Origin of the sequence: Pseudomonas sp. NyZ480, from assembly GCF_029537255.1 — a bacterium.
GTDB lineage: Bacteria > Pseudomonadota > Gammaproteobacteria > Pseudomonadales > Pseudomonadaceae > Aquipseudomonas > Aquipseudomonas taiwanensis.
On the sequence record NZ_CP120626.1, the window covers coordinates 305,957 to 331,541 of the forward strand.

The following is a 25,585-nucleotide window of genomic DNA, read 5'->3' on the forward strand; positions in this document are numbered from 1 at the left end:
TTGTTCAGGAGACTGTCATGCCCTTAGCGCAATTGATCACCCCGCAGCAGCTGGCCGAGCGTCTGGACTCGCCCACGTTGGTGGTCCTCGATTGTCGTTTTGCCTTGGAAGATGTCGATTACGGCCAGCGCAGCTATGCCGGAGGTCATATCGCCGGGGCGCATTTCGCCGATCTGGAGCGCGATCTCAGTGGTCCGGTGACCAAGGGCAAGACGGGCCGTCATCCCTTGCCTGAGCCGCGCCGCCTGGTAGAGCGGCTGCGTGAATGGGGGATGGACAATGACAGTGAAGTGGTGCTGTACGACGATGGACCGGGTGCGTTTGCCGCGCGTGCCTGGTGGCTGCTGGCTTGGCTGGGCAAGCGCGATGGCGTGTTCATCCTCGACGGTGGGCTCAAAGCGTGGCACGCCGCGCACCTGCCATTGAGCCTGGATCCTCCGCCCAAGCGCCAAGGGACCTTCACCGGCGAGCCGGACATGAAGTTGCTGATCGACGCCGGGCATCTGGCCAAGCGCTTGGGGAGCCCGGACCTGACCCTGCTGGATGCCCGGGCCTTGCCACGTTTTCGTGGTGAGGTGGAGCCGATCGACCCCGTCGCGGGGCACATTCCAGGGGCGCAATGTGCGGCCTTTACCGACAACCTGGGGGCGGATGGACGATTCTTGCCGGCAGAGCAGCTCAAGCAGCGCTATGCCGAGAAACTGGCGGGGCGTGAACCTGATCAGCTGGTGGCTTATTGCGGGTCGGGCGTAACGGCGTGCCACAACCTGTTCGCGCTGGCGTTGGCGGGGTATCCGTTGGGACGGTTGTATGCGGGGTCTTGGAGCGAATGGATCAATGACCCCGAACATGGCGTCGCTACAGGGGAGTGAGTCATCGGTTGCCGGGACTGTCGCCGGCAATGGCGCTACAGGCCTTCGACCAGCCACTGCGGAATCCGGCGCTCAAGGTAGTAACCCGGATTTCGCAGGCTGCCGTCGACGAACCCCACGTGACCGCCACGGTGGTGTAACTCGAAGTGCGTTTGTGGCGCGAGTTCTTCGAGCCCAGGCAGGCTGTGGCTGGACACGAATGGGTCGTCGCTTGAGTGGATGATCAGCGTCGGAGTCCGGTTGGCGCCCAGAAAGTAGCGGCTCGATGAGCGCCGATAGTAATCGTGTGCGTCCTTGAACCCGTTCAGCGGCGCGGTAACCTTACCGTCAAAGTCCCAGAAAGTGCGCAGGTTGCGCAGCGGTCCGAGCCGCGCCAACGCCTCAAGCCCTTCATCATGGCCACGGTCGCGGAAGTGTTTCTGCTTTTGCAGCACATAGGCGAGCATTTCCCGCATGAAATGTGCCTGGTAGACCTTCGAGAAGCCCTGCCCGATGCGGTCGGCGCACTGGTCCAGGCGAAACGGCACCGACACTGCCACCGCCGCCTCCAGCCCGCTGGCTGCGCCACTTTCGCCCAGGTACTTGAGCAATACATTGCCGCCGAGCGAATAGCCCACTGCGAACAGCGGCGAAAGCGGACGCTGGGCCCGCAGGTGCGCGACGATCTCGGCAAGGTCTTCACTGGCGCCTGAATGGTAGCTGCGCGGCAACAGGTTCGGCTCGCCCGAACAGCCTCGCCAGTTCACCGCCACGCTGGCCCAGCCACGCGCTTGCAGGGCACCCTGCAAGCCTTTGACATAGGGTGAGTGGGAGGACCCGGTCAGTCCATGCAGTACCAGTACCAGGGGGGCATCCGGCTGGTGCGGTCCATGCCAGTCAAGATCGATGAAGTCGCCGTCGGCCAGCCACAAGCGTTCACGGTCGCGTGGGAGCTCGGGCAGCTTGCGCCAAAGCGGCCCCCACAACGTCTGCAAATGAGGGTTGGACAGGCCGGCGGCCGGGCGGAAAGTGACGTTGAGGCTTGGCATGCTGGGCGGCTCGTGATGTGCCCACCTAGATTGCCATGAAACACCGCGACTGTATCTGCACTATTGGTCGGTGGACGGAAGATCGGGCAAGGGGCGTTGATCGGCGGTGGGGCCGACACTCACGAACACCCGGCGCGACCATTCGAGCCGGGTTTGCAACACCGCTCGAACCGCTTCCGGGGTCACTGCCTGCAGCTGCTCGATATAGAGGTTGGTGTGGTTGGCGGGCTGACCGTGTCGGGCTGCCCCGGCCAGGAGCGCGGCCAGTGTCTGGTTACCTGCCACGGCGCTCATGAACCGGCCGGCCAACTGATTTCTGGCTAGTTCGAGCTCCGCAGCGGTCGGCCCTTGAGCAATGAACGTTTCCAAGAGTTCTGCGACAAGTGACTGGGAGGCAGTGATGTAGGCCGAGGCGATTTCCCACTCGATGTTCAGCAATCCACCTGCTTCATGCGGCGTCAGCCGGCTGCTTGCGCCATAGGTCAGGCCACGTTTCAGGCGCAGTTCCCGGAGCAGCCTGGAATCCACCCCAGCCCCCAGCACTTCGCTTGCCAGTACAAGGGCCGGATAATCAGGGTCGTCTGGTCGAACGCTCATTGGGATGGCCAGCACCATCGCATTGCTGGCCCCCGCCAGCTCGACGTGTATCGTCTTGCTCGCAACCTGCGGCACCTCGGGAAGCTGAGCGGCTGCCCAGCCCTGAGGCAGTGCCTGGGTGATGCGCTGGACGATGGCTTCTGCTTGCTCACGGGTCAGGTCACCGACCATGGCGACACAGAGATTGTTGGCGCTGTAGGCGCGTCGATGAAAAGCCACCAGCTGATCGACAGTCGTCGTTTCGATGCCTTCTGGCGTAGTGCCCAGGGGATTGCCATAGGGGTGCCCGGCAAATAGATAGCGGTTGGCTTCCAATCGGGTGCGTAGCTGCGGCGTGGTGTGGCGCGATGCCTGGTAGGGAAGCAATTGCCCTTTCATTTTTGCTAACTCCGCAGAGGCGAAGGCGGGACTGGCGACCAGGGAGGTGAACAGTTCGATTGCCGGGTCGAGGACCTGCTCGGCGGTCAGGCAGCGCAGGGATACGCTCGAATGTTCGAGGCGGATGCTTGTCTTGACTTGCGCGCCCAGGCGCTCGATCTGGCTGGCGTACTGCGTGGCATCCAGCGCGGTGGTTCCCTTGTCGAGCATGTGCAGCGTCAAGGCGGCAACACCTGAAGTATCTCCATCGAGCGAGGTGCCTGCGTTGAAGTAGAGCATGAGGTCGACCATGGGCAGTTCAGGGCGGCGCACGAACCGTACTTGGGTGCCACTCTGCGTCCGCCAGGCTTGGACCTGGATGCGAATATCATCGAAATGGCTGAAATCCCGCCCTTGCACCGATTGCAGCGCAGTTGCATTCGAGTCGTTCATGGGCGCTCTTCCTCTTTCATGTAAGTAACGGTCAGCCGTTCATGGCTCAGGTAGCGATGGGCCACAGCTCGTACGTCTTCCGCAGTGACGCTTTGCAGAATCTCGGCCTCCCGGTCGAGCGAATGCGGATCGAGGCCGCTGGCGGCCATCTGGCCAATCGCACCGGCTTGCTCGCCGATGTCGTCACGGCCGAAGACGGTGTTCGCCAGCAGCCTTGCCTTTGCCCTCGAGATCTCCCGTGCCGTCGCGGGTGTTTGCCTGAGCAGCTCGATCTGCGCCCAGACGTGCTCCATCGCCTGTTCCGGCGAGGCCTGTTGCGGATTGTTGAAGAAGTAGAACGTGAGCAGGCTGTCACCTCGCAGCACATGCAAGTACTGCGAGCCCTTCGCATGCAGAATGTCGCGTTCGCGCATCAGACGTTGAACAAGGCGCGCGCCTCTGCCCTCGGTGAGCAGTTCGGGAATCAGCCGCAGGGCCAAGGCTTCGAGGTCGGAAGCGGCGGTCGACTGGCTCGGCACATTGAACGCCATGATCAGACCTTCACGCAGGCGAGGCAGGGTGATGGTCTGTGTGCGATGAACGGATGCGGTGGCTGGCTTCGGTCGTGCCTTGCTGGGCAGGCGGTTGGCGGGAATTGCACCGAAATAGTGCTCGACCCACCCGCGTAACCGATCCGATGTCGTGTCGCCGACGACCACCAGCGTTGCGTTGTTTGGGTGATACCAGCTCTGGTACCAGGTTCGGACAGCATCAGCGGTCATGTCGGCCAGATCCGGGGCGCGGCCGATGATGGGCGTGGCGTAAGGACCGCCCTGCAGCGCCAGTGTGTCGGCTTGCTCCAGAGCCTGAGCGAGGGGGCTGTTGTCCACTCGGGTGCGGCGCTCCGCCTTGACCACTTCGAGCTCGCGGTCGAAGGCCGCTGGTTCGAGCGTGGCGCTGGCCATGGAGTCCGCCATGGCCTCCAGAACGACTTCCAGGCGATTGCTGGGCAGGGTGACGGGAAAGTAGGTGGCGTCGTGCGTGGTGGCGGCGTTCGGTGACCCGCCGAGCGTGCTGATCAGCTTCGAGTATTGGCCGCCAGCAAGCTTGCTGCTGCCTTCGAACATCAAGTGTTCCAGCAGGTGAGACAGCCCGGAATGACCTGGCGGCTCGTAGCTGGCACCCACGTGGTACCAAAGCTGGGCGCTAACCAAGGGGGCACGGTGGTCCTCACGCAGATAGACCACCAGTCCGTTGGCTAGGACGAAATGCTGCAGCGGTGGCGCGCTGGTGGCAGCGGTGGATGTCAGAGTGGCCATGACCGAGTTGCTCCTGTGTGAAAGTCGAAACAGGAGCAGCTTGTTTGAATGGGGAGGCCCGTCTGCGTTACTTACTTATGGCGACGGGCCACAGGCCTCAGCCTCGCTGCCATAGGGCGTAATGCACCTGGCCGGTTTTCTTCTCTCGGTGCAGGCGCCAGTTGGCAGGCAATTGCAGGGTCGACGGGGCAGCTTCGCTCTCGGTATAGATCCACGCCTGTTCGCGCAGCCAGTTGCCTTGTTCCAGCAGATTGCAGGCGTTTGCCAGCAGGTCCTGGTGGAAGGGCGGGTCGAGAAACACCACATCGAACTGCTGCTTGGTCGGGCCTTGCAGGTAGCGCAGGGCGTCGGTCTGCAGGATCTGCCCGCGTGGGCAGCGCAGGATCTCCAGGTTGTTCTTCAGATTGCTGATGGCTGCCGGGTTGCTGTCCAGTGCCACGGCATCCTCCGCGCCACGGGACAAAGCTTCCAGTACCAAGGCGCCACTGCCGGTGAAGGCATCCAGCACCCGGGCGCCTTCGATGTAGGGCGCCAGCCAGTTGAACAGGGTTTCACGTACCCGGTCGGTGGTGGGGCGCAGGCCATCGCCTTCAGGTACCGCCAGGCGCCGGCTGCGCCACTCGCCGGCGATGATGCGCAGGTAGCCCTGGCCCTTGCTTTGGCCCTGGTTGGGGCGGGCGGGTGGGGTGGGTCTTGGCATTAATGCTCCGGTACGCCGAGCGGTGGCTCGGCGGGTTTATCAGTGGGGGCCGGCAGCGGCTTCTGCGCCACTTTCGGGCCAGCGGTGACGATGACCAATTTGTCGGCCGACAGGTGTTTGTTCATGGCCGCCTTGACCTGCTCGACGGTCAGGGCCTGGGACTGCTGCATGAAGTCCTCCAGCCAAGTCAGGGGCAAGTTGTAGAAACCGATAGCACCCAACTGGCCAACGATGCTCGCGTTGCTGGCGTTGGACAGTGGGAAACTGCCGGCCAGTTCGCGCTTGGCGTCATCCAGTTCCTGCTGCGTCGGACCGTTTTTCAGGTATTCGGCAAGGATGTCCTGGACCAGCTTTAGGGTGCCCTCGCTGAGTTCGGCGCGGGTTTGCAGGTTGATCATGAAGGGGCCGCGTACCTGCATTGGGCTGAACACGGAGTAGACCCCGTAGGTCAGGCCGCGCTTCTCGCGCACTTCGCTCATCAACCGGGTGCCGAAGGCCCCTCCGCCGAGGATCTGGTTGCCCAACGAAAGGGCTGGCCAGTCCGGGTCCTGACGGTCGATGCCCAGTTCGGCCAGCATCAGGTGAGTCTGCTTGGATGGGAAGTCGATATGGGTCAACCCAGCCTTGGGCTCCGCAGGCTCGGCGGGTTTCGCCAGCGCGGGGCCCTTGGGCAGGGCCGAGGACACTTGTTCGGCGATGGCTTCGGCCTCGCTGCGGCTGAGGTCGCCAACCAGGGCTATGACCGCGTTACCGGCGGTATAGGCCTTGGCATGGAAGGCGCGAAGCTGTTCCAGCGTGATACCGGGCACGCTCTGTGCCGTACCGTCGCTGGGGTGAGCATACGGGTGGTCACCATAGAGCTTGGCGAACAGGGCCTTGCCGGCGATCTTGCCAGGGTTCTGCTTTTCGTACTCGAAACCGGCCAGCAGCTGGTTCTTGATGCGCTTGAGAGCCTCTTCGGGGAAGGTCGGCTTGCCCGCCACTTCGGCGAACAGCTTGAGTGCAGGGTCACGCTTGTCCTTGGCACTCAGGCTGCGCAGCGAGGCCACTGCCATGTCGCGGTAGGAACCATTGCCAAAGTCCGCGCCCAGTCCCTCGAAGCCTTCGGCGATGGCGGTCACGTCCTTGCCGGCCACGCCTTCGTTGAGCATGGCGTTGGTCAGGGCGGCCAGGCCAGGGGTGTCGCCATCCTGGCTGCTGCCGGCGGCGAAGGTCACGCGCAGGTCGAACATGGGCAGCTCGCGGGCTTCGACGAACAGCACGCGGGCGCCTTCGGCGGTGGTCCAGTTCTGGATGTTCAGCTGACGCCGGCTTGGCGCCTTGCCGTCCAGATCGGCCAGCGATTGCAGGGTGTTTGCAGGGCGCGCCGCAGGAGGCTCTGCCTCGGACTGGGCCGGGCGCGCCAGGACAGCGGCCACCGCCACTACCAAGGCAATGATGCCCGTACCGATCAGCGTGTAGCGTGGTGCGCTGCGATCACTCATGAGCGGACTCCTCAGGCAGTACGTGGGCAACGCTCAGGCGTTCGCGGGTGAAATAAGTGCGTGCGGCGTTCTGCAGGTCTTGCGGTGTCACGCGCTTGAGCTCGTCCAGTTCGCTGTCGATCAGCTTCCAGGACAAGCCAACGGTCTCCAGCTGACCAATGGTGGTGGCCTGGCTGCTGATTGAATCGCGGTCGTAGACCAGACCGGCGATGACCTGGGCACGTACGCGCTCCAACTCTTCGGCGCTGGGCGGAGTGGTCTTGAGCTCGTCGAGCAGTTGCCAGATGCCTTTTTCCACTTCTTCGAGCGTTTTCTGCTTCTGCACGTTCGGAGTAGCCGAGATCAGGAACAGGCTGTCGCCGCGTGTGAAGGCGTTGTAGCTGGACGACGCGCCGGCGACCAACTCCTGGCCACGCTCCAGGCGTGCCGGCATGCGCGCGCTGTAGCCGCCGTCGAGCAGGGCCGAGATCAGGCGCAGGGCATGTACGGTGCGCGGGTCCTTGGCGGTGGCCAATCCAGGCACGTTGAACCCGTAGATCAGGCTTGGCAGTTGGGTGCGTACGTGCAGGGTCAGCTGGCGGTAGCCTGGTTTGGCCAACTCCAGCGGCAGCTTGGCCGATGGCACGGTGCGCTTGGGGATGCTGCCGAAATACTTCTGTGCCAGGCCCTTGACCTCATCGGCGGTGACATCGCCCACCACTACCAGGGTGGCGTTGTTCGGGGCGTACCAGGATTCGTACCAATGGCGGAGCTCCTCGACCTTCATGCGTTCGAGGTCGGCCATCCAGCCGATGGTCGGGGTGTGATAGCCGCTGGCCGGATAGGCCATGGCGCGAAACAGCTCGAACGCCTTCGAACTGGGTTGATCGTCGGTGCGCAGGCGGCGTTCTTCCTTGATGACCTCGATTTCGCGTGCGAACTCGTCGGCGGGCAGGCGCAGACTGGCCAGGCGGTCGGCTTCCAGCTCCATGGCCACCGGCAGCCGATCGCGGGCAAGTACCTGGTAGTAGGCGGTGTAGTCGTCGCTGGTGAAGGCGTTTTCCTCGGCACCGAGGTCCCGCAGGATGCGCGAGGCCTCGCCGGGTCCGATCTTGGCGCTGCCTTTGAACATCATGTGTTCGAGGGCATGGGACAAGCCGGTCTGGCCCGGTGTCTCGTAGCTGGAGCCAACCTTGTACCAGATCTGCGAGACCACCACCGGGGCGCGATGGTCCTCGCGAACGACCACTTTCAGGCCGTTGTCGAGGATGAACTCGTGGGTGGGTTGCACATCGGCGGCCAGGGCCGCGAGGGGCAGGCAGAGCGTGCCGAGCAACAGGCCAGCGGCGCGGCGGGCTAGAGCATTCATACGGTGTTTAACCTGTTCGGCGGCCTGCTGGGTTTAGCGTCAGTAGGCCAGGAGGTGCTAGGATACTGATCCGGTTGCCTGGCGACCATGCCTGTCGCCGTTCTGGCCTGCAGGACCTACGACAAAACATTGCGCATGAACCAGCCGGATTCAAAATAGTCTGTTCTGCGTTTAGAGAATTCCCGATGCGCCAAGTGCTGGCCCATCGCTACCCTGAGATAGCCGTCTTCCATGTTTGGTTCCAACGACGACAAAAAAGCGCCGGCCGAGGCTGGCGAGAAAAAAGGCCTGTTCAGCTGGTTTCGCAAGAAGCCGCAGCAACCTGTCGCCGAACAGCCACAAACGCCTGAGCCTCAAGCGCAGGAGCCGCAGGCCGCCGAGCCGGTAGCACCGCAGCCCGCCGTCGAGCAGCCTCCGGTCGCTCCGGTCGCTCCGGTCGAGCCGGTCGCTCCGGTCGAGCCGGTGTTGCCCGTGGTCGAAGCGTCCGTGCCCGAGCCGGTAGCGTCCCAACCGCTGCAGGCTCCGCAACCTGAGCCTGTGGCTTCCCAGCCCCTGCAAGCCGCGACGCCCGAGCCGGTCGCCTCCATGCCGCTGCAAGCGGCGCCAGTAGAGACTGCGCAGCCGGACGAGCCCGCGGCTCCGGTCAGCAACCTGGTGCTGCCGGTTGCCGAAGAACCTGTGGCCTTGGTCCCGGACCTCGAACCGAAGGCGCCACCAGCCATCCCGGTGCGCCCCGCTGCGCAAACCCTGGCGCCTGCTGCCCCGGTCGCGGCTCCCGTGCCTGCATCTGCCCCGGCTCCGGTTGCGACCCCAGCACCAACGCCTGTCGAGCCCGAGCCCACCCCGGTCGTCGTCGAACAGTCCAAGCCAGGCTTCTTCGCTCGCCTCAAGCAGGGGCTGTCGAAGACCAGCGCCAGCATCGGCGAAGGCATGGCCAGCCTGTTCCTGGGCAAGAAGGCGATCGACGACGACCTGCTCGATGAGATCGAAACCCGCCTGCTGACCGCCGACGTGGGTGTCGAAGCCACCTCGACCATCGTTCAGAACCTTACCCAGAAGGTCGCCCGCAAGCAGCTGGCTGACGCCGATGCACTGTACAAGTCGTTGCAGGAAGAGCTGGCCGCCCTGCTGCGTCCGGTCGAGCAACCGCTGAAAGTCCAGGCCCAGAACAAACCCTACGTGATCCTCGTGGTCGGCGTGAACGGTGCGGGCAAGACCACCACCATCGGCAAGTTGGCCAAGAAGCTGCAGCTCGAAGGCAAGAAGGTCATGTTGGCCGCCGGCGATACCTTCCGCGCCGCCGCTGTGGAGCAGCTGCAGGTATGGGGTGAGCGCAACCAGATTCCGGTGATCGCGCAGCACACCGGCGCTGATTCGGCTTCGGTGATTTTCGACGCCGTGCAGGCCGCCAAGGCCCGTGGCGTCGATGTGTTGATCGCCGATACCGCGGGCCGCTTGCACACCAAGGACAACCTGATGGAGGAGCTGAAGAAGGTCCGTCGGGTGATTGGCAAGCTCGACGCCGAGGCGCCACACGAGGTGCTGCTGGTACTCGATGCCGGCACCGGACAGAACGCTATCAGCCAGGCCAAGTACTTCAATCAGAGCGTCGAACTGACCGGCCTGGCATTGACCAAGCTGGACGGCACCGCCAAGGGTGGGGTGATTTTCGCCCTGGCCAAGCAGTTCAACATTCCGATCCGCTTCATTGGTGTCGGTGAAGGCATCGACGACCTGCGCACCTTCGAGGCTGAACCCTTCGTCAAAGCCTTGTTCGCCGAGCGAGAGCACCCATGATCCGATTCGAGCAGGTTGCCAAGCGCTATCCCAATGGCCATGTCGGCTTGCATGAGCTGAGTTTCCGGGCGCGCCGGGGCGAGTTCCTGTTCGTCACGGGCCACTCGGGCGCGGGCAAGAGCACCTTGCTGCGCCTGCTGCTGGCCATGGAGCGTCCGACCAGCGGCAAGCTGATGCTGGCAGGCCAGGACCTGGGCCAGATCAGCAACTCGCAGATCCCGTTCCTGCGCCGGCAGATCGGCGTGGTGTTCCAGAACCACCAGTTGTTGTTCGATCGCACGGTATTCAACAACATCGCATTGCCGCTGCAGATTCTCGGGTTGTCCAAGGCCGAGATCGCCAAGCGCGTGGACTCGGCGCTGGAGCGTGTGTCACTGACTGACAAGGGCGAGCTGTTCCCAGCCGACCTGTCTACCGGTCAGCAACAGCGCGTGGGGATCGCCCGCGCCATCGTCCACCAGCCAGCCTTGCTGCTGGCCGACGAACCTACCGGTAACCTCGACCCACGTCTGGCCGCGGAAATCATGGGGGTGTTCGAGGACATCAACCGCCTGGGCACCACAGTTTTGATCGCCAGCCATGACCTGGCACTGATCGCGCGCATGCGCCACCGCATGCTGACCCTGCAGCGCGGTCGTTTGATCGGCGATGGGGAGGCCGGGCAATGAGCACTACACGTACACCGAAGGTGTCCGAACGGGTCGCACCCAAGGCTGCTGACCCTGCGCCAGCGAAGAAAAAGCCCGGCGAACACGACGATGACGGTCCGGATTTCCGCACCCTGCTGCACGCCTGGCTGGAAAGCCACCGCGCCAGCCTGGCCGACAGCCTGCGCCGCCTGGGCAAACAGCCGATCGGTAGCTTCTTCACCTGCCTGGTGATGGCCGTGGCATTGAGCATGCCCATGGGCTTGTCGCTGCTGTTGAAGAACGTCGAAAAACTGGGTGGCTCCTGGCAGCGTGCAGCGCAGATTTCGCTGTACCTCAAGCTGGATGCCGGCAGCAAGGCGGGGGAAGCCCTGCGTGACGATATCAAAGCCATGCCTGGGGTGGCCGATGCCCAGTATGTCAGTCGGGAGCAGGCGCTCGAGGAGTTCCAGCAGCAGTCCGGGCTGGGCGAGGCGCTGCGCGAGCTGCCCGACAACCCGCTTCCGGGCGTGGTGGTGGTGACCCCGACCGAAGTCGACAAGCCTGCTCTGGAGGCCCTGCGCCAACGTCTGTCCGAACTGCCTCGGGTCGAGGTGGCGCAGCTTGACCTGGTGTGGGTCGAGCGTCTGGCGGCGATCCTCAAGCTCGGCGACCGATTCGTCTTTGGCCTGGCCGTCATGCTGATTTCTGCGCTGCTGTTAGTAATCGGTAACACAATTCGACTACATATTGAAAACCGTCGGGTCGAGATCGAAGTGATCAAGCTGGTCGGCGGCACCGACAGCTACGTACGCCGGCCTTTCCTCTACATGGGCGCCCTGTACGGGCTGGGTGCGGGCCTGCTGGCCTGGGGCATACTGGCTTTCGGCCTGAATTGGCTGAACGAGGCCGTTGTAGGGCTCTCCGGGCTGTATGGCAGTGATTTCGCGCTGGGGGGTGTGCCAGCGTCCGATGGTTTTTCGCTCTTGATTGGTGCGGTACTGTTGGGGTATATCGGTGCATGGATCGCGGTGGCCCGCCATTTGAACGAGCTGGCGCCACGATAGTTTTTTCGTGCCAGCATTGACATTTTTTTCATTTTGGAACTTGTACCGTCGTTCCGGGTCAATGTTGGCAGCGCTCACAAGGCGCGAGTTTTGAAAGTCGGAGGTTCTTGAATGACCACATCGTTGCAACCTGCCTATGCCCTGGTTCCTGGTGCAAACCTGGAAGCCTACGTGCACACGGTCAACAGCATTCCACTGCTGACTGTCGAGCAGGAGCGTGATCTGGCCGAGCGTCTCTACTATGAGCAGGATCTTGAGGCCGCTCGGCAAATGGTGATGGCCCACCTGCGTTTCGTGGTACACATCGCCCGTAGCTATGCCGGTTACGGGTTGGCCCAAGCTGACCTCATCCAGGAAGGCAACGTCGGCCTGATGAAGGCAGTCAAGCGCTTCAATCCGGAAATGGGCGTGCGCTTGGTATCGTTCGCGGTGCACTGGATCAAGGCAGAGATCCACGAATTCATCCTGCGCAACTGGCGCATCGTCAAGGTGGCGACCACCAAGGCCCAGCGCAAGCTGTTCTTCAACCTGCGCAGCCAGAAGAAGCGTCTGGCCTGGCTGAACAACGATGAAGTTCATCGTGTGGCCGAGAGCCTGGGTGTCGAGCCGCGTGAAGTGCGCGAGATGGAAAGCCGCCTGAGCGGCCAGGACATGGCGTTCGATCCAGCGGCCGAAGCCGACGATGACAGCGCCTTCCAGTCGCCTGCGCATTATCTGGAAGACCACCGTTACGACCCGGCTGTGCAGCTGGAGGATGCCGACTGGAGTGACAACTCCACCAGCAACCTGCACGAAGCCCTGCAAGGCCTGGACGAACGTAGCCGCGACATTCTCTACCAGCGCTGGCTGGCCGAGGAAAAAGCGACCTTGCATGAATTGGCGGACAAGTACAGCGTGTCGGCGGAGCGGATTCGCCAGCTGGAAAAGAACGCGATGAACAAGGTCAAGGCATTGATCACCGTCTGATCAAGCCTGGTTGCAGCGAAAAGCCGCTGTCCCGAGGAGGGGCAGCGGTTTTTTTTGTGTGTTCGGATCCTGCCAATCGGCTTACGGCCTGCGGGAAGCGTCCAGCTGCATCAGGTAGCTGGGTCCGCCCAGCTGGCTCATCTGGCGGCGAATCCACCCGGCTCGGCTGGCCACATAGGCGCTCGGCCGGCTGGCGCTCCATTTGAGAGGGCTGGGCAGCACTGCGGCCAGTTGCGCGGCCTGCTGGCGGCTCAAGCGGCTGGCGTCGACGCCAAAGTGGTAGCGCGCCGCAGCCTGGGCGCCGAATACGCCTTTGCCCCATTCGGCGCTGTTCAGGTAGACCTCCAGGATTCGCTCCTTGGACCAGAACAATTCGATCAGCGCTGTAAACCAAGCCTCCAGCCCTTTGCGCAGCCAACTGCGCCCGGACCACAGGAACAGGTTCTTGGCGACTTGCTGCGTCAGGGTGCTCGCCCCGCGAATATTGCCGCCACGCTCGTTGTAGGCCAGCGCTGCCTGTATGGCGGGAATGTCGAAGCCCCAATGGCTGGCGAACTTCTGGTCCTCGCCGGCAATGACCGCCACTTTGAGCTCATCGGAAATCCTATCCCATGGCTCCCAGTCACGCTGCAGGTCGATGGGTTCGCCATTGAACCAGGACTGGACCTTGCGTTCGACCATCAACGCCGTGCCTGGCGGCGGTACCCAGCGAAACACCAGCACCAGCACGACACTGCCGGCGGCGAACCAGAGCAGGGCGCGGGCGAAGCGGCGAAGGAAGGATGACAGCATGGTGATAGCTTGGCCGGACCGGTGGAACGGGCCATTATACAGACCCGATACAAGGAGTCGTCCCATGCTTCGCAGCTTCCTGATGCTCGCTGCCTTTTTCGGCTTTACCGGTGTCGCCCTGGGCGCATTCGCCGCGCACGGGTTGAAAAGCCGCCTGACGGCTGACTATTTGTCGGTCTTCCAGACTGGCGTCACCTACCAATTGGTGCATGCCCTGGCGATCCTTGGCGTGGCCGTGCTCTCGGCGCACCTGCCAGGGCGTCTGGTGGGTTGGGCGGGCGGTCTGTTCGCTGTGGGTATCCTGTTGTTTTCCGGCAGCCTGTATGTGCTTACCCTGAGTGGGTTGGGCAAACTGGGCATGATCACCCCCATCGGCGGTCTGTGCTTTCTCGCCGGTTGGCTGTGCCTGGGCCTGGCAGCCTGGCGTTTGGGTTGACCGAACGGTCCACTCTCACGACTAATGGTGTCCGCCGGCCTTGGGTTGAAGCGTCGATCAGCGCTAGAATGCGGGCCCCCAAAGCACAATGGTGGCCGTGCGCATGCGCATTCAACTGAACGGTGAACCTTACGAACTGCCCGCTGGCGAGAGCGTCGCGGCCCTGCTGACCCGCCTGGAACTGGCTGGGCGCCGGGTAGCGGTGGAACTCAACCTGGATATCGTGCCGCGTAGCCAGCATGACACCACGCTGCTCAATGACGGCGACCAGGTCGAAGTGGTCCACGCCATCGGTGGTGGTTAAGCCCGGTTTGGCAATTCACCTGCAAGTCCCGCAACCTTTTCCCGAGGAACAACGATGAGCAACGTTCGTAGCGACAAGCCTTTCACTCTGGCCGGACGTACTTTCCAGTCGCGCCTGCTGGTCGGTACCGGCAAGTACCGTGACATGGAAGAAACCCGCCTGGCCATCGAGGCCTCGGGTGCCGAAATCGTCACCGTCGCCGTGCGTCGCACCAACCTCGGCCAGAACCCAGGTGAGCCGAATCTGCTCGACGTGCTGCCACCGGATCGCTACACCATCCTGCCGAACACCGCTGGTTGCTACGACGCGGTAGAAGCCGTGCGCACCTGCCGCCTGGCGCGCGAACTGCTCGATGGCCACAACCTGGTCAAGCTGGAAGTGCTGGCGGACCAGAAGACCCTGTTCCCCAACGTGATCGAAACCCTCAAGGCCGCTGAAGTGCTGGTCAAGGACGGTTTCGACGTGATGGTCTACACCAGCGACGACCCGATCATCGCTCGCCAGCTGGCCGAAGCCGGCTGCATCGCGGTGATGCCGCTGGCTGGCCTGATCGGCACCGGCCTGGGTATCTGCAACCCTTACAACCTGCAGATCATCCTGGAAGAGTCCAAGGTTCCCGTGCTGGTCGATGCCGGTGTAGGCACTGCATCCGATGCCACCATCGCCATGGAAATGGGCTGCGAAGCTGTGCTGATGAACTCGGCCATCGCCCATGCCCAGCAACCGGTACTGATGGCTGAAGCCATGAAGCATGCCATTGTCGCGGGTCGGATGGCTTACCTCGCCGGGCGTATGCCGAAAAAACTCTATGCCAGCGCCTCTTCGCCGCTGGAAGGTCTGATCAAGTAAGAGCCCCTGATGACTGAATCGCAAGATACGCCGAGCACTGCTGACGGCGAAGCGCGCCCCCACCGCCGCATCAAGAGTTTCGTGATGCGCGCCGGGCGCATGACCGAAGGCCAGCAACGCGGCCTGGACCAGGGTGGCCCGTTGTTCATCCTGCCGCTGGCCGACAGCCCTGTGGACTACGACCAGGTGTTCGGCCGCTCGGCCCCGCGCACCCTCGAAATCGGCTTCGGCATGGGGCATTCCCTGCTGGAAATGGCTGCCGCTGCCCCTGAGCAGGACTTCATCGGTGTCGAAGTGCACCGTCCCGGTGTTGGCGCGTTGCTCAACGGCGTGCTGACCCAGGGCCTGAAGAACCTGCGGGTGTATGACTGCGATGCCATCGAAGTGCTCAACCGTTGCGTGGCCGACAACAGCCTCGACCGCCTGATGCTGTTCTTCCCCGACCCGTGGCACAAGGCGCGCCATCACAAGCGGCGCATCGTGCAGCTGGAGTTCGCCGAGCTGGTGAGGCGCAAGCTCAAGCCGGGTGGCGTGTTCCACATGGCCACCGACTGGGAACCGTACGCTGAGTACATGCTGGAAGTGATGAGCGCTGCACCGGGTTACCGCAACCAGGCCACCGATGGTGCCTACATTCCTCGTCCGCCAGAACGTCCGATCACCAAGTTCGAGCGCCGTGGTGAGCGCTTGGGGCACGGGGTTTGGGACTTGAAGTTCGAGAAGGTGGATTGATCGGCTGTTTCAGCCTTCATCTGCTGGCACTTGTAGGAATACAGGCGAAAAAACCGCCTTGAGAGAGGCGGTTTATGCAAGCGAAGGGACTGAGTATTCTTCGCTCAAGGAACTCACTGAAAACGCCCACTTGGCAACATCATCCTAGGCAGCCTAGGGTCAACGCTCAGAAACTTCCCGCAGAGCGTGTGTCTGGGGACCGTTTTGGCAGGTTCTAGCCCCGGCGATCAGCCACCACGCCAATCAATACCAGCACCACCAGAAGTACCGGTGCCAGCGCATAGTTGTTGAACTGGCCAAGCCCTTTCACCACCCATGGCGTGGCGTAGATCAGCGCCGCGCCGCTGCCAATCATCACCAGCAAGGCCATGAACGGCACACGCAGAGCGCCAGCCAGACCGCCCAGGCGTTGTTCCACCCAGCCTTTGATATCGGTGCCAAACAGCACCAGCAGGCAGCCTACCAGCGCCAGGGAGATTTCCGACAGGTTGCTGCGGCTCCAGCGAGAAACGGTCGCGAGCAGATCAAGTACCAGATCCATGGGTCATCCTTAGGTCAAGAAATACTGCAGCAGGTCATTGAGGAACAACTGGCCCCGCGGCGTGGCCACCAGTCGATCCGGTTCGACCTGCAAAAGGCCCTTTTGTTCGGCGGCGCTACGCGCATCGGCCAGCTGTTCCAGCGGCAGGCCGGTGCGCTGGGTGAACAGCTCGGCTTCAACGCCCTGGGTCAGGCGCAGGGCGTTCATCAGGAACTCGAACGGCAACTCGTCGGCTGGCAGTAGCTTCTCGCCGGCCTTGAACGGTTTGGCCAGGTTCAGGTAGTCCTTGGGCAGCCGGGTTTTCCAGGTTCGCAGGATGCGTCCGTCGGCGAAGGTCAGCTTGCCATGGGCACCTGCACCAATGCCGATGAAGTCGCCAAAGCGCCAGTAGTTGAGGTTGTGTCTGGCCGGTCGGCCCGGCTGGGCATAGGCGGACACCTCGTACTGGGCGAAGCCATTGCTGGCCATCAGGGCCTGGCCTGCCTCCTGGATATCCCAGAGAATGTCATCTTCCGGTAACTCGGGCGGCTGGTTCCAGAACACCGTGTTCGGCTCGACAGTCAACTGGTACCACGACAGGTGCGTCGGCCCCAGGTCGATGGCCTGGCGCAGATCGCCCAGTGCGTCTTCCAGCGACTGGTCAGGCAAGCCGTGCATCAGGTCCATGTTGAAGTTGTCGAAGCCTGCAGCCCGTGCCATGCCGGCAGCGCGGATCGCTTCATCGCCATTGTGGATACGCCCCAGTGCTTCGAGCTTGGCCGGCTGGAAGCTTTGCACACCGATGGACAGGCGGTTGATCCCGGTCTGTCGGTAAGCCTTGAACTTCTCCTGCTCGAAGGTGCCTGGGTTGGCCTCCAGGGTGATTTCGATATCCGCCGCGAACGGAATGCGCCGCTCGACGCCACGCAGAAGGCGGCCTAGGGCGTTGGCGCTGAACAGGCTTGGGGTGCCGCCGCCGAAGAAGATCGAGCTGATTGGACGGCCTTGTACCGCCACCAACTCCTGGTCGAGATCGGTCAGCAGTGCGTCGACATAGGCTTCTTCCGGCAAATCAGGCCCGGCAGCGTGGGAGTTGAAGTCGCAGTAAGGGCATTTACGTACACACCATGGAATATGGATGTACAGCGCCAGCGGCGGTAGCACGGCGAAACCCGCCGCACCCGGCAGGTGCGGTCGGGTGGACAGCGTATCGGTCATGCCAGGCCCAGACGTTGACGCAGCAGGGCCATGGCGCGGGCGCGGTGGCTAAGCTGGTTCTTCTCTACAGGAGGCAGTTCGGCGCTCGAACAGTTGCGCTCCGGCACCCAGAACAGCGGGTCGTAGCCAAACCCATGTTCGCCACTGGCCTCGAACAGGATCTGTCCGTGCCACAGGCCTTCACACAGGATCGGCAGTGGATCGTCGGCATGACGCACAAGAGCCAGCACGCAGACGAACTGGGCGCCACGCTGCTCCTGTGGGACGTCTTTCAGGGCTTCGAGCAGCTTGGCATTGTTGGCTGCGTCGCCCTTGCCGTCGGCGTAGCGCGCCGAGTAGATGCCTGGTGCACCGCCAAGAAAGTCCACAGCCAGGCCCGAGTCGTCGGCCAAGGCCGGCAGGCCGGAGATGCGTGCTGCGTTACGTGCCTTGAGAATGGCGTTTTCGACGAACGACAGGCCGGTCTCTTCGGGTTCTACCTGGCTGAACTCGCCAATCGAGCGCAGTTGGACGGAGGCTCCAAGCATGGCTTGGAGTTCCTTGAGCTTGCCGGCGTTGTGGCTGGCCAATACGAGTTGCTGGAAATTCATCATTCGCCTGGGAACACTTCCTGGTTGAAGCTGAGTTTATGGCTGACGCCACCGGTTTCGACATTCACATCGAATGTCAGGGTCTCCGCCTGTTCGATCTTGAACTGGGCGATGTAGTACACGGCACCCCGGTCGGTGATTTGCTTGAACGACAACGGGCTGCTACGTCCGGTCAGGTCTTTCACCGTGCCGCTGACGACGGCTGTCGCTGGCTTGCTGGCCTTGAGTACGGCAATGTTCAGCACGCCTTGGTTCTTGCTGCGGGTAAGCCCGGTGGCGGCGGCGATTTCCGGTTGCAGCATGCTCGAGGTAAAGGCGCTGTAGTGGACCGTCACATCACCGAATACTTCCTTGCGATCGGGTTTGGCGGCATCGGCAGCCAGTACCGGCAGGGCCAGGCACAGGCTGATCAGGAACAGGGCGAGTCGACGCATGGTGCATTCCTCCGGTGGGCGTCAGACGGCCAGCTGGTGCTCCTGCAGGCCAGGGCTGCTAACGCGATAAATGCCGATTTCACCTAGAAGATTAGGCCAAAGCCGTCCACCCCACCCATTGCGGTGCAAATGGTCGACCGCCAGGCGGTCGAGAACCTTGGCGTGGCGTTCGCGGCACAGCTCTTCGAAGTCGGCGAAGGTGCAGAAGTGGATGTTCGGCGTGTTGTACCAGGTATATGGCATGAAGTCCGATACCGGCATGCGGCCTTTGGTCGCCAGGTACCAACGGCAGCGCCAGTGGCCGAAGTTGGGGAAGGTGATGATGCATTGGCGGCCCACGCGCAGCATCTCGTCGAGGATGCGGTCGGGGTATTCCACCGCCTGCAGGGCCTGGGTCATGATGACCACATCGAAGCTGTTGCTGGCGAAGTTGCCCAGGCCTTTGTCCAGGTCCTGCTCGATGACGTTGACCCCTTTGGCCACGCAAGCGGCGATGTTGTCGGCGTCGATCTCAAGGCCGTAGCCAGTGACTTGCTTGCGATCACGCAGCGAAGCCAGCAGCTCGCCATTACCGCAGCCCAGGTCGAGTACCCGGCTACCGGCGGGGATCCAGTCGTGGATGATTTCCAGATCGGCTCTCATGCTGTCCTCAGATGGCGATGCGGTTCATGTAGTTCGAGAAGCCCTGAATGTACCGAGGTGTCGGGATCAGGAAGGCATCGTGCCCATAGGGTGAGTCGATATCCAGGTAGCAGACGTTCTTGCGTGCGGCCATCAGGGCATCGACGATCTCCCGTGAGCGGGCCGGCGAGAAGCGCCAGTCGGTCGTGAACGACATGATGCAATAGTCGGCCTTGACGTGGGCCAGGGTCGCCGCGAGGTCGCCACCGTGGGCGGCGGCGGGGTCGAAGTAGTCCAGCGCCTTCGTCATCAGCAGGTAGGTGTTGGCGTCGAAGCGGCCGGAGAACTCTTCACCCTGGTAACGCAGGTAGCTCTCGACCTGGAATTCGACGCTGTGGAAGTCGTAGTTGAGCTTGTCGCTCTTGAGCTCGCGCCCGAATTTCTCACCCATCGAGTCATCGGACAGGTAGGTGATGTGGCCCACCATGCGGGCCAGCATCAGGCCGCGCTTGGGGATCACGCCCTGGTCCTGGAACGAGCCACCGTGGAACTCGGGGTCGGTGAGGATGGCCTGGCGAGCGACTTCGTTGAACGCGATGTTCTGCGCCGACAGCTTGGGGGCCGATGCGATGTCGACGCAATGGCGCACGCGGTCGGGGTAGGTGATGGTCCACTGCAAGGCCTGCATGCCGCCGAGGCTGCCGCCCACGACCGCGGCCCACTGCCGGATGCCCAGACGATCGGCCAGGCGCGCCTGGCTGTGTACCCAGTCTTCCACCGTGAGGACCGGGAAGTCGGCGCCATAAGGCTTGCCGCTGGCAGGGTTGATGCTGCTGGGGCCAGTGCTGCCGTTACAGCCGCCCAGGTTGTTCAGGCTGACGACGAAGAAGCGGTTGGTATCGATCGGTTTGCCAGGGCCGATGCAACTGTCCCACCAGCCCGGCTTGCGGTCGGTGACGGCATGGTAGCCTGCGGCATGGTGATGGCCAGACAACGCATGGCAGATCAGCACGGCATTGCTCGCGCTGGCGTTCAGGGTGCCATAGGTCTCGAATACCAGCTCATAGCTGGCGAGGGAGCGGCCACAGGCCAAGGCCAACGGTTCATCGAACCGGGCAATTTGCGGTGTTACCAGACCGACGGAATCTTCGGGAAGGACAGTGGACATCGACCCTGCTCACGCTTGACGGAGGCGTAAGTCTAAAGAGCGCTACCCCTAGCGGCAAGCGAAGGCTTGCCGCTAGGTATCACGCAGGGTCAGATCATCCGCCACAGCTCTTGTGGCATGCCCGCGTAGGCCGCCAGCGGAGGCATGACGAACGACTGGACCACCTGGATGGCCAGGAAGGCGAAGATCGGCGAGATGTCCATGCCGCCAAGGTTCGGCACGATACGGCGGAACGGTGCCAGCACCGGCTCGCTGATCTGGTAGGCCAGTTCGGCGGCAGGGTTGTGGCTGTTCGGTGCGACCCAGGAAACGATCACCATCACGATCATTGCCACCCAGAAGATCTTCAGGAACAGCGAGGTGATACCGATGATCGCCCACATCAGCAGGTGCAGGATATCGCCGAAGGTCCCGTAGGTGACCATCAGCACGAAGCCCATCAGCAGTGCCTGGATGACCACCGACAGCAGCAGCGAGGATGTATCCAGGCCACCGACGCTGGGGATGATGCGGCGAATCGGCTTGAGCAGTGGCTGGGTAGCGCGCACCGCGAACTGGCACAGCGGGTTGTAGAAGTTGGCCTTGACCAGTTGCAGCACGAAGCGCAGCAGGACGATCACCAGGTACAGGCTGACCAGGGTCTGCACCACGAAAATCAAGGCGCCGGACAGTGCATTCATCAAAAGCTCCTTATTTGCCCAATTGTTCGGCCAGTTCGGCGGAACGTTTCGCCGCTGCTTCCAGCGCCTGTTCCACGATGGCTTCGAAGCCGTTTGCCTGGAACGACTTGATGGCCGCTTCGGTGGTGCCGGCAGGCGAGGTGACACGGCGGCGCAGTTCGGCGGCATCGACATCGCTGGATACGGCCATGTGTGCGGCACCCAGCGCTGTTTGCAGGGTCAGCTTGGAGGCGGTTTCGCGCGGCAGGCCGAGTTTTTCACCAGCGGCGGTCATGGCCTCAATCAGCAGGAAGAAATAGGCCGGGCCGCTGCCGGAAACAGCGGTTACCGCATCCAGTTGCTGTTCTTCATCGAGCCACAGGGCGATGCCAACGGCGGACAGCAGTTGCTCGGCCTGCTGGCGTTGCACGTCGGAGACTTCCTGGGTGGCATACAAGCCGCTCACACCCTGGCGCAGCAGTGCCGGTGTATTGGGCATGCAGCGCACAACCGGGCGCGGGCCGAGCCAGGCTTGCAGGCTGGCGCAGGTGATGCCGGCGGCGATGGAGACGATCAGTTGGCCTGCTTTGAGGTCAGGGGACAGCGCCTCGCAAACGGCCTTCATGACCTGCGGCTTGACGGCCAGGACGATCACATCGGCACCGTCGATGGCCTGGGCGTTTTTTTCGAAGGTTTCGATACCGTGCTCGGCCTGAACGCGGGCGCGGGTTTCGGCACCTGGGTCGCTGGCGCGGATCTGCGAGGCGTCCAGGCCCTGGGCGCGCAGGCCGCCGATCAGGCTGGCAGCCATGTTGCCGGCGCCGATGAAGGCAATACGTGTCTTGCTCATGTCAGGTCCTTGAGGGAAAGAGTGAGTAAAGCATGGAATCAGGCGGGGCCGTAATTGCGCGCGCCGAACAGGGCGGTGCCAATGCGCACCCAGGTCGCTCCCTGAGCGATGGCCGCTTCGAGATCGTGGCTCATGCCCATGGACAAGGTGTCGCAATCAAGGTCCAGGCCTTCCTGCAAACGGCGCAGGCTGGCGAAGGCCGCCTCCTGGGCTGCGCGGTCTTCGGTGGGTTCGGGAATCGCCATCAGGCCACGCAGGCGCAGGTTGGGCAGCGCAGCCACCGCCTTTGCCAGCGCAGGCAAGTCGGCCGGAGCACAGCCAGACTTGCTGTCCTCGCCGCTGACGTTCACCTGCAGGCAGATGTTGAGCGGCGCTAGGCCGGCAGGCCGTTGTTCGGACAAGCGTTGAGCGATTTTCAGGCGGTCCACGGAATGTACCCAGTCGAAGTGCTCGGCGATGGCTTTGGTCTTGTTCGACTGAATGGGGCCGATGAAGTGCCAGATCAAGGGCAGGTCGCGCAGTTCGTCCTGTTTGGCCAGGGCCTCCTGCAGGTAGTTTTCGCCGACGTCGCGGACACCGGCGGCATGGATCTCGCGGATGGCACTGGCCGGTTTGGTCTTGCTCACGGCCAGCAGTTGGACGCTGGCCGGCTCACGCCCGGCAGCCCGTGTCGCGCTTTCGATGCGGTTGGCGAGGGCGGAAAGGTTGTCTGCTATGGTGGACATGGATCGCTGCCGTCGGCTCATGGGTCTGCGGCATTCTACCTGCTTGATGGTCTTTAGGGAGTCTCATGGACGTGACTGACCTCTTGGCCCGGGCGATGGCTGCAGGGGCGAGTGACCTGCACCTGGCCGCGGGCGACGTACCGCTGATTCGCCTGGATGGCGAGCTGCAACGCCTGGATCTGCCGCCGTTGTCGGCGACGGCGCTGCACGACGGGCTGGCGCCTTTGCTGGCCGAAGCGCAGTGTCGCCAGTGGGCGCAAGGTGATGAGCTGGACCTGGCGCTCGATCTCCCCTCGCTTGGGCGTATCCGCTTGAATCTGTTTCGCCAGTCGAATGGGCCTGCGGTGGCCATGCGGATCATTGCGCAACGAATCGCCACACTCGAAGCGTTAGGCCTGACAGAAGTGTTTCGAGCTTTTGCCCAACACACCGATGGCCTCGTCCTGGTAGGTGGGCCGACCGGTAGCGGGAAGTCCAGTACGCTGGCCGCGCTGGTCGACCAGCTCAATCGCGAGCGCTCGCTGCACATCATCACATTGGAAGACCCTATCGAAGTTATCCACAGTTGCCAGCGCAGCCTGGTCAACCAGCGCGAGATCGGACGCCACTGTCGTGACTTCGCCCAGGGGTTGCGCAGTGCACTGCGCCAAGACCCGGATGTCATCGTGATCGGCGAACTGAGGGATCTCGAAACGATTCGTCTGGCGCTCCGGGCTGCCGAGACGGGGCATCTGGTGCTGGCGACCGTCCATACCCGGTCGGCGATCAACAGCATCGACCGTCTGGTGGAGGTGTTTGCCGCCGAGGAGAAGCCGTTGGTCAGGGCCATGCTGGCCGAATCGCTGCGCTTGGTGGTAGCGCAGGTGCTGGTGAAACGAAGAGGTGGCGGCCGGGTGGCGGCGCGGGAAGTGTTGGTGGCGACGCCCGCTGTGCGTAACCTGATCCGAGAGGGGCGAGCGGCGCAGTTGCAGTCCGTGATGCAGTCGGGGGCGGCGGCGGGGATGAAGACGATGGAAGGAGCGATGGAGGCGTTGAGGGCAGAAGGGCTGATCGACGCGTTGTAGCGGCCTATTCGCCGACAAGCTGGCGCCTACAGGTTGTTGTGCGTTCTGCAGGTGCTGGCTTGTCGACGCTGAGGTTTAGCGCTTGGCCAGCGCCAATTGCTGCTGTTGCTTGGGCAAGACCCGCTTGGCCACTACATAGTGCTTCTGCCAGTAAGGTTTGCTCAGGGTGTCGATGCTCACACGCTTGCCGCGGCGCGGTGCATGGATGAAGCGGTCGTTCCCCAGGTAGATCGCCACGTGGTTGACGCGGCGGCTCTTGATGTTGAAGAAAATCAGGTCGCCTGGCTTGAGGTCGCTCTTCGCCACCTTCACGCCCTGGCCCTGAGCCATCGCATTGGAGGTGCGCGGCAGGTCGACGTCGGCCACATCGTTGAAGGCGTATTTCACCAGCCCACTGCAGTCGAAGCCCTTGGTCGGGCTGCTGCCACCCCAGCGATAAGGGGTGCCCAGGACATTGACTGCCCGGCTGAGCACATTGCTGCTCTGCTTGGGCGACATCGCTGCCACCGGCTGGTATTGAGCGTTGGCGACGTTGCTGGGACGCACGCGCAGGTTGGCCTGCTTGATCGGCGCATGTTTCACCGTGGCATTGGTGGTGTAGCCAGTGAAACCGTTGGGAAGACGTTGCTCACGATTGGTGGCGTGGGCGGCCAGGGGCAATAATAGGCAGAGGGTCAGCCATGTCTTGAACAAAGGCGGCATAGTTGAAGCTCTTATGAATGTTTTGTGTGTGTTGGCGCGCAACTTTATAACAGCTTTTTGACCACGTTCTGATCCGTTGGTCGATTGTCATGCTGCCGTACGTCGGCCTGCGCCGAAAAAGTCACATTTTCCGTTAGAAAATTTTTGGATAACCCACGGGGGCTATGAATGAACAGTTATCAACAGGGGGCGCCGTTCCACGATACCCACAGCAAGGTACTCGGCTATCTGCTCTGGATTTTCGGCTTCACCGGGTCGCACCGCTTCTACTACGGCAAACCGATCACCGGGACGATCTGGTTTTTCACCTTGGGCCTGCTGGGCATCGGCTGGCTGATTGACCTGTTCCTGATCCCGTCGATGGATCGCGAGGCCGACCTGCGGTTTCAGTCGGGGCGGGTGGACTACAACCTTGCCTGGATCTTGCTGACGTTCCTGGGGATCTTCGGTGCACATCGCCTCTACCAGGGCAAATGGATCAGCGCGATCATCTACTTCTTCACCGGCGGGCTGTTCCTGTTGGGCGTGCTGTATGACTTCTGGACGCTGAACAGCCAGATCTCGCAGGTCAACGCCGAGCGCCGCTGATAGAAAAAAGGCCTTGTCGCGTTGGGCGGCAAGGCCTTTCTTCACTGGCGGGTTTGTCGCTGCTGCAGCAACAGGTTGCTGAAGCCAGCCCCTGCCAATTGCTTTTGGGCCACGGTCAGCTGTTCACGGTTGCTGAACGGCCCGACCAGCACGCGGTACCAGGTCTCTTCCTTGACTGTGCCGGACTCCACCTTGACCGCTTGGCCGAGCAGAATGATCTGCGCCCGCACCTTGTCGGCATCGGCCTGCTTGCGGAACGAGCCTGCCTGCAGGAAGAACTGGGTGGTGGCCGCAGGCTTGATCACTGGTGGTGCCGGAGGCGGCGTTTGCCCCATCAGGGCTGCCTGGGCGCGGGCGGTGTCGATCTTGGCCGCTTCAGCGGGTGTGACCGGGGTCACCGGCTGTGCCGGTACTGGGGGTGTCTTTTCCGGTACAGCCTCCGGTGGCACGATCACCTCGGACTCTGGCAGCAGGGTGTAGAAGTCGTACTTCGGTTTCACTGGCTGCTGTGGGGTGACCGGAGCCGTCTTGCTGGCTTCTGCCACCTTTTCTGGCTTCTGCTGTTCCGGCTTGGTGCGCTTGATGTCGCCGCCACCTGGTTCAAGCTTCATCAGGAAGACAATGAAGGCACCCACGGTCAGACCGACCGCCAGCCATACCCAGCCTGGGATCGGCTGCTTGGTCGGCGCCTGTTGACGGCTCGCGCCGCGCTTGGGAGCAGGTTTTTTCTTGGCAGCCAA

29 protein-coding genes are annotated in these 25,585 nt (G+C 62.7%); 11 read left to right on the forward strand and 18 right to left on the reverse strand.

Annotated features, from left to right (window positions below):
• Positions 1–17 precede the first annotated feature (17 nt).
• Positions 18–872: a sulfurtransferase gene (locus P3R38_RS01375; protein WP_104882290.1), complete on the forward strand. Its 855-nt coding sequence runs from the start codon at positions 18–20 to the stop codon at positions 870–872.
• Positions 873–907: 35 nt separating this feature from the next.
• On the opposite strand, the gene P3R38_RS01380 is transcribed toward P3R38_RS01375, so the two are convergent.
• The 6 genes from P3R38_RS01380 to P3R38_RS01405 form a co-directional block, all read right to left on the reverse strand.
• Positions 908–1,900 (reverse strand): hydrolase, encoded by a 993-nt coding sequence (locus P3R38_RS01380; protein WP_023378188.1) that lies wholly within the window; start codon positions 1,898–1,900, stop codon positions 908–910.
• Positions 1,901–1,960: 60 nt separating this feature from the next.
• On the reverse strand, positions 1,961–3,307 hold the full coding sequence (locus P3R38_RS01385; RefSeq protein WP_104883051.1) for a pitrilysin family protein: 1,347 nt from the start codon (positions 3,305–3,307) through the stop codon (positions 1,961–1,963).
• Positions 3,304–4,605 (reverse strand): pitrilysin family protein, encoded by a 1,302-nt coding sequence (locus P3R38_RS01390; protein WP_023378190.1) that lies wholly within the window; start codon positions 4,603–4,605, stop codon positions 3,304–3,306. The genes P3R38_RS01385 and P3R38_RS01390 overlap by 4 nt, the downstream gene beginning before the upstream one ends.
• Positions 4,606–4,702: 97 nt before the next feature.
• The gene (rsmD, locus tag P3R38_RS01395; RefSeq protein WP_023378191.1) at positions 4,703–5,305 is read right to left on the reverse strand and encodes a 16S rRNA (guanine(966)-N(2))-methyltransferase RsmD; all 603 of its coding nucleotides are present in this window, start codon (positions 5,303–5,305) and stop codon (positions 4,703–4,705) included.
• The gene (locus P3R38_RS01400; protein WP_023378192.1) at positions 5,305–6,789 is read right to left on the reverse strand and encodes a pitrilysin family protein; all 1,485 of its coding nucleotides are present in this window, start codon (positions 6,787–6,789) and stop codon (positions 5,305–5,307) included. Before P3R38_RS01400 ends, rsmD begins: the two co-directional genes overlap by 1 nt.
• Positions 6,782–8,137: a pitrilysin family protein gene (locus tag P3R38_RS01405; RefSeq protein WP_023378193.1), complete on the reverse strand. Its 1,356-nt coding sequence runs from the start codon at positions 8,135–8,137 to the stop codon at positions 6,782–6,784. Before P3R38_RS01405 ends, P3R38_RS01400 begins: the two co-directional genes overlap by 8 nt.
• A 231-nt stretch (positions 8,138–8,368) precedes the next feature.
• On the opposite strand from P3R38_RS01405, the gene ftsY reads away from it, so the two are divergent.
• The 4 genes from ftsY (at position 8,369) to rpoH (ending at position 12,593) form a co-directional block, all read left to right on the forward strand.
• Positions 8,369–9,934, forward strand: a complete 1,566-nt coding sequence (gene ftsY / locus P3R38_RS01410) for a signal recognition particle-docking protein FtsY (protein WP_277686765.1) — start codon at positions 8,369–8,371, stop codon at positions 9,932–9,934.
• The gene (ftsE, locus tag P3R38_RS01415) at positions 9,931–10,602 is read left to right on the forward strand and encodes a cell division ATP-binding protein FtsE (protein ID WP_023378195.1); all 672 of its coding nucleotides are present in this window, start codon (positions 9,931–9,933) and stop codon (positions 10,600–10,602) included. The genes ftsY and ftsE overlap by 4 nt, the downstream gene beginning before the upstream one ends.
• Positions 10,599–11,627 (forward strand): permease-like cell division protein FtsX, encoded by a 1,029-nt coding sequence (gene ftsX, locus P3R38_RS01420; protein WP_023378196.1) that lies wholly within the window; start codon positions 10,599–10,601, stop codon positions 11,625–11,627. The genes ftsE and ftsX overlap by 4 nt, the downstream gene beginning before the upstream one ends.
• A gap of 111 nt (positions 11,628–11,738) precedes the next feature.
• Positions 11,739–12,593: an RNA polymerase sigma factor RpoH gene (gene rpoH, locus P3R38_RS01425; RefSeq protein ID WP_023378197.1), complete on the forward strand. Its 855-nt coding sequence runs from the start codon at positions 11,739–11,741 to the stop codon at positions 12,591–12,593.
• An 81-nt stretch (positions 12,594–12,674) separates the two neighbouring features.
• Here the strand turns inward: rpoH and mtgA are convergent, their stop codons facing one another.
• On the reverse strand, positions 12,675–13,385 hold the full coding sequence (gene mtgA / locus P3R38_RS01430) for a monofunctional biosynthetic peptidoglycan transglycosylase (RefSeq protein WP_202675813.1): 711 nt from the start codon (positions 13,383–13,385) through the stop codon (positions 12,675–12,677).
• 64 nt (positions 13,386–13,449) lie between these two features.
• Here mtgA and P3R38_RS01435 point away from each other — a divergent pair, with 64 nt between their 5' ends.
• The 4 genes from P3R38_RS01435 (at position 13,450) to trmB (ending at position 15,706) form a co-directional block, all read left to right on the forward strand.
• A complete protein-coding gene (locus P3R38_RS01435; protein ID WP_023378199.1) occupies positions 13,450–13,821 on the forward strand; it encodes a DUF423 domain-containing protein in 372 nt (123 codons plus the stop codon).
• 103 nt (positions 13,822–13,924) lie between these two features.
• On the forward strand, positions 13,925–14,125 hold the full coding sequence (thiS, locus tag P3R38_RS01440; RefSeq protein WP_023378200.1) for a sulfur carrier protein ThiS: 201 nt from the start codon (positions 13,925–13,927) through the stop codon (positions 14,123–14,125).
• A gap of 54 nt (positions 14,126–14,179) precedes the next feature.
• The gene (locus P3R38_RS01445; protein WP_023378201.1) at positions 14,180–14,974 is read left to right on the forward strand and encodes a thiazole synthase; all 795 of its coding nucleotides are present in this window, start codon (positions 14,180–14,182) and stop codon (positions 14,972–14,974) included.
• A gap of 9 nt (positions 14,975–14,983) precedes the next feature.
• Positions 14,984–15,706 carry a tRNA (guanosine(46)-N7)-methyltransferase TrmB gene (gene trmB, locus P3R38_RS01450; protein ID WP_027907904.1) on the forward strand — a complete coding sequence of 241 codons (723 nt, stop codon included), beginning with the start codon at positions 14,984–14,986 and terminating at the stop codon, positions 15,704–15,706.
• 214 nt (positions 15,707–15,920) lie between these two features.
• On the opposite strand, the gene P3R38_RS01455 is transcribed toward trmB, so the two are convergent.
• From P3R38_RS01455 to P3R38_RS01495, 9 genes are all read right to left on the reverse strand, one after another.
• Positions 15,921–16,247, reverse strand: coding sequence for a DUF3392 family protein (locus tag P3R38_RS01455; protein WP_023378203.1), 327 nt, complete (start codon positions 16,245–16,247; stop codon positions 15,921–15,923).
• Between the two features lie 9 nt (positions 16,248–16,256).
• A complete protein-coding gene (gene hemW / locus P3R38_RS01460; RefSeq protein WP_104882287.1) occupies positions 16,257–17,444 on the reverse strand; it encodes a radical SAM family heme chaperone HemW in 1,188 nt (395 codons plus the stop codon).
• The gene (rdgB, locus tag P3R38_RS01465; protein ID WP_023378205.1) at positions 17,441–18,037 is read right to left on the reverse strand and encodes an RdgB/HAM1 family non-canonical purine NTP pyrophosphatase; all 597 of its coding nucleotides are present in this window, start codon (positions 18,035–18,037) and stop codon (positions 17,441–17,443) included. The genes hemW and rdgB overlap by 4 nt, the downstream gene beginning before the upstream one ends.
• Positions 18,034–18,468: a DUF4426 domain-containing protein gene (locus P3R38_RS01470; protein ID WP_023378207.1), complete on the reverse strand. Its 435-nt coding sequence runs from the start codon at positions 18,466–18,468 to the stop codon at positions 18,034–18,036. Before P3R38_RS01470 ends, rdgB begins: the two co-directional genes overlap by 4 nt.
• 21 nt (positions 18,469–18,489) lie before the next feature.
• Positions 18,490–19,110, reverse strand: a complete 621-nt coding sequence (metW, locus tag P3R38_RS01475) for a methionine biosynthesis protein MetW (RefSeq protein ID WP_023378208.1) — start codon at positions 19,108–19,110, stop codon at positions 18,490–18,492.
• A 7-nt stretch (positions 19,111–19,117) separates the two neighbouring features.
• On the reverse strand, positions 19,118–20,257 hold the full coding sequence (locus P3R38_RS01480; protein ID WP_027907907.1) for a homoserine O-acetyltransferase: 1,140 nt from the start codon (positions 20,255–20,257) through the stop codon (positions 19,118–19,120).
• A gap of 89 nt (positions 20,258–20,346) precedes the next feature.
• Positions 20,347–20,937, reverse strand: coding sequence for a YggT family protein (locus P3R38_RS01485; protein WP_023378210.1), 591 nt, complete (start codon positions 20,935–20,937; stop codon positions 20,347–20,349).
• A gap of 10 nt (positions 20,938–20,947) precedes the next feature.
• The gene (gene proC / locus P3R38_RS01490; RefSeq protein ID WP_023378211.1) at positions 20,948–21,766 is read right to left on the reverse strand and encodes a pyrroline-5-carboxylate reductase; all 819 of its coding nucleotides are present in this window, start codon (positions 21,764–21,766) and stop codon (positions 20,948–20,950) included.
• Positions 21,767–21,804: 38 nt separating this feature from the next.
• Complete coding sequence (locus tag P3R38_RS01495; RefSeq protein WP_277686766.1) at positions 21,805–22,491, reverse strand: YggS family pyridoxal phosphate-dependent enzyme; 687 nt, start codon at positions 22,489–22,491, stop codon at positions 21,805–21,807.
• Positions 22,492–22,556: 65 nt separating this feature from the next.
• Here P3R38_RS01495 and P3R38_RS01500 point away from each other — a divergent pair, with 65 nt between their 5' ends.
• Positions 22,557–23,555, forward strand: coding sequence for a PilT/PilU family type 4a pilus ATPase (locus P3R38_RS01500; protein ID WP_027907908.1), 999 nt, complete (start codon positions 22,557–22,559; stop codon positions 23,553–23,555).
• A 75-nt stretch (positions 23,556–23,630) separates the two neighbouring features.
• On the opposite strand, the gene P3R38_RS01505 is transcribed toward P3R38_RS01500, so the two are convergent.
• The gene (locus P3R38_RS01505; protein ID WP_104882285.1) at positions 23,631–24,257 is read right to left on the reverse strand and encodes a C40 family peptidase; all 627 of its coding nucleotides are present in this window, start codon (positions 24,255–24,257) and stop codon (positions 23,631–23,633) included.
• 168 nt (positions 24,258–24,425) lie between these two features.
• On the opposite strand from P3R38_RS01505, the gene P3R38_RS01510 reads away from it, so the two are divergent.
• Positions 24,426–24,845 carry a TM2 domain-containing protein gene (locus P3R38_RS01510; RefSeq protein WP_023378215.1) on the forward strand — a complete coding sequence of 140 codons (420 nt, stop codon included), beginning with the start codon at positions 24,426–24,428 and terminating at the stop codon, positions 24,843–24,845.
• Positions 24,846–24,886: 41 nt separating this feature from the next.
• Here the strand turns inward: P3R38_RS01510 and P3R38_RS01515 are convergent, their stop codons facing one another.
• Positions 24,887–25,585, reverse strand: coding sequence for an SPOR domain-containing protein (locus tag P3R38_RS01515; RefSeq protein ID WP_023378216.1), 699 nt, complete (start codon positions 25,583–25,585; stop codon positions 24,887–24,889).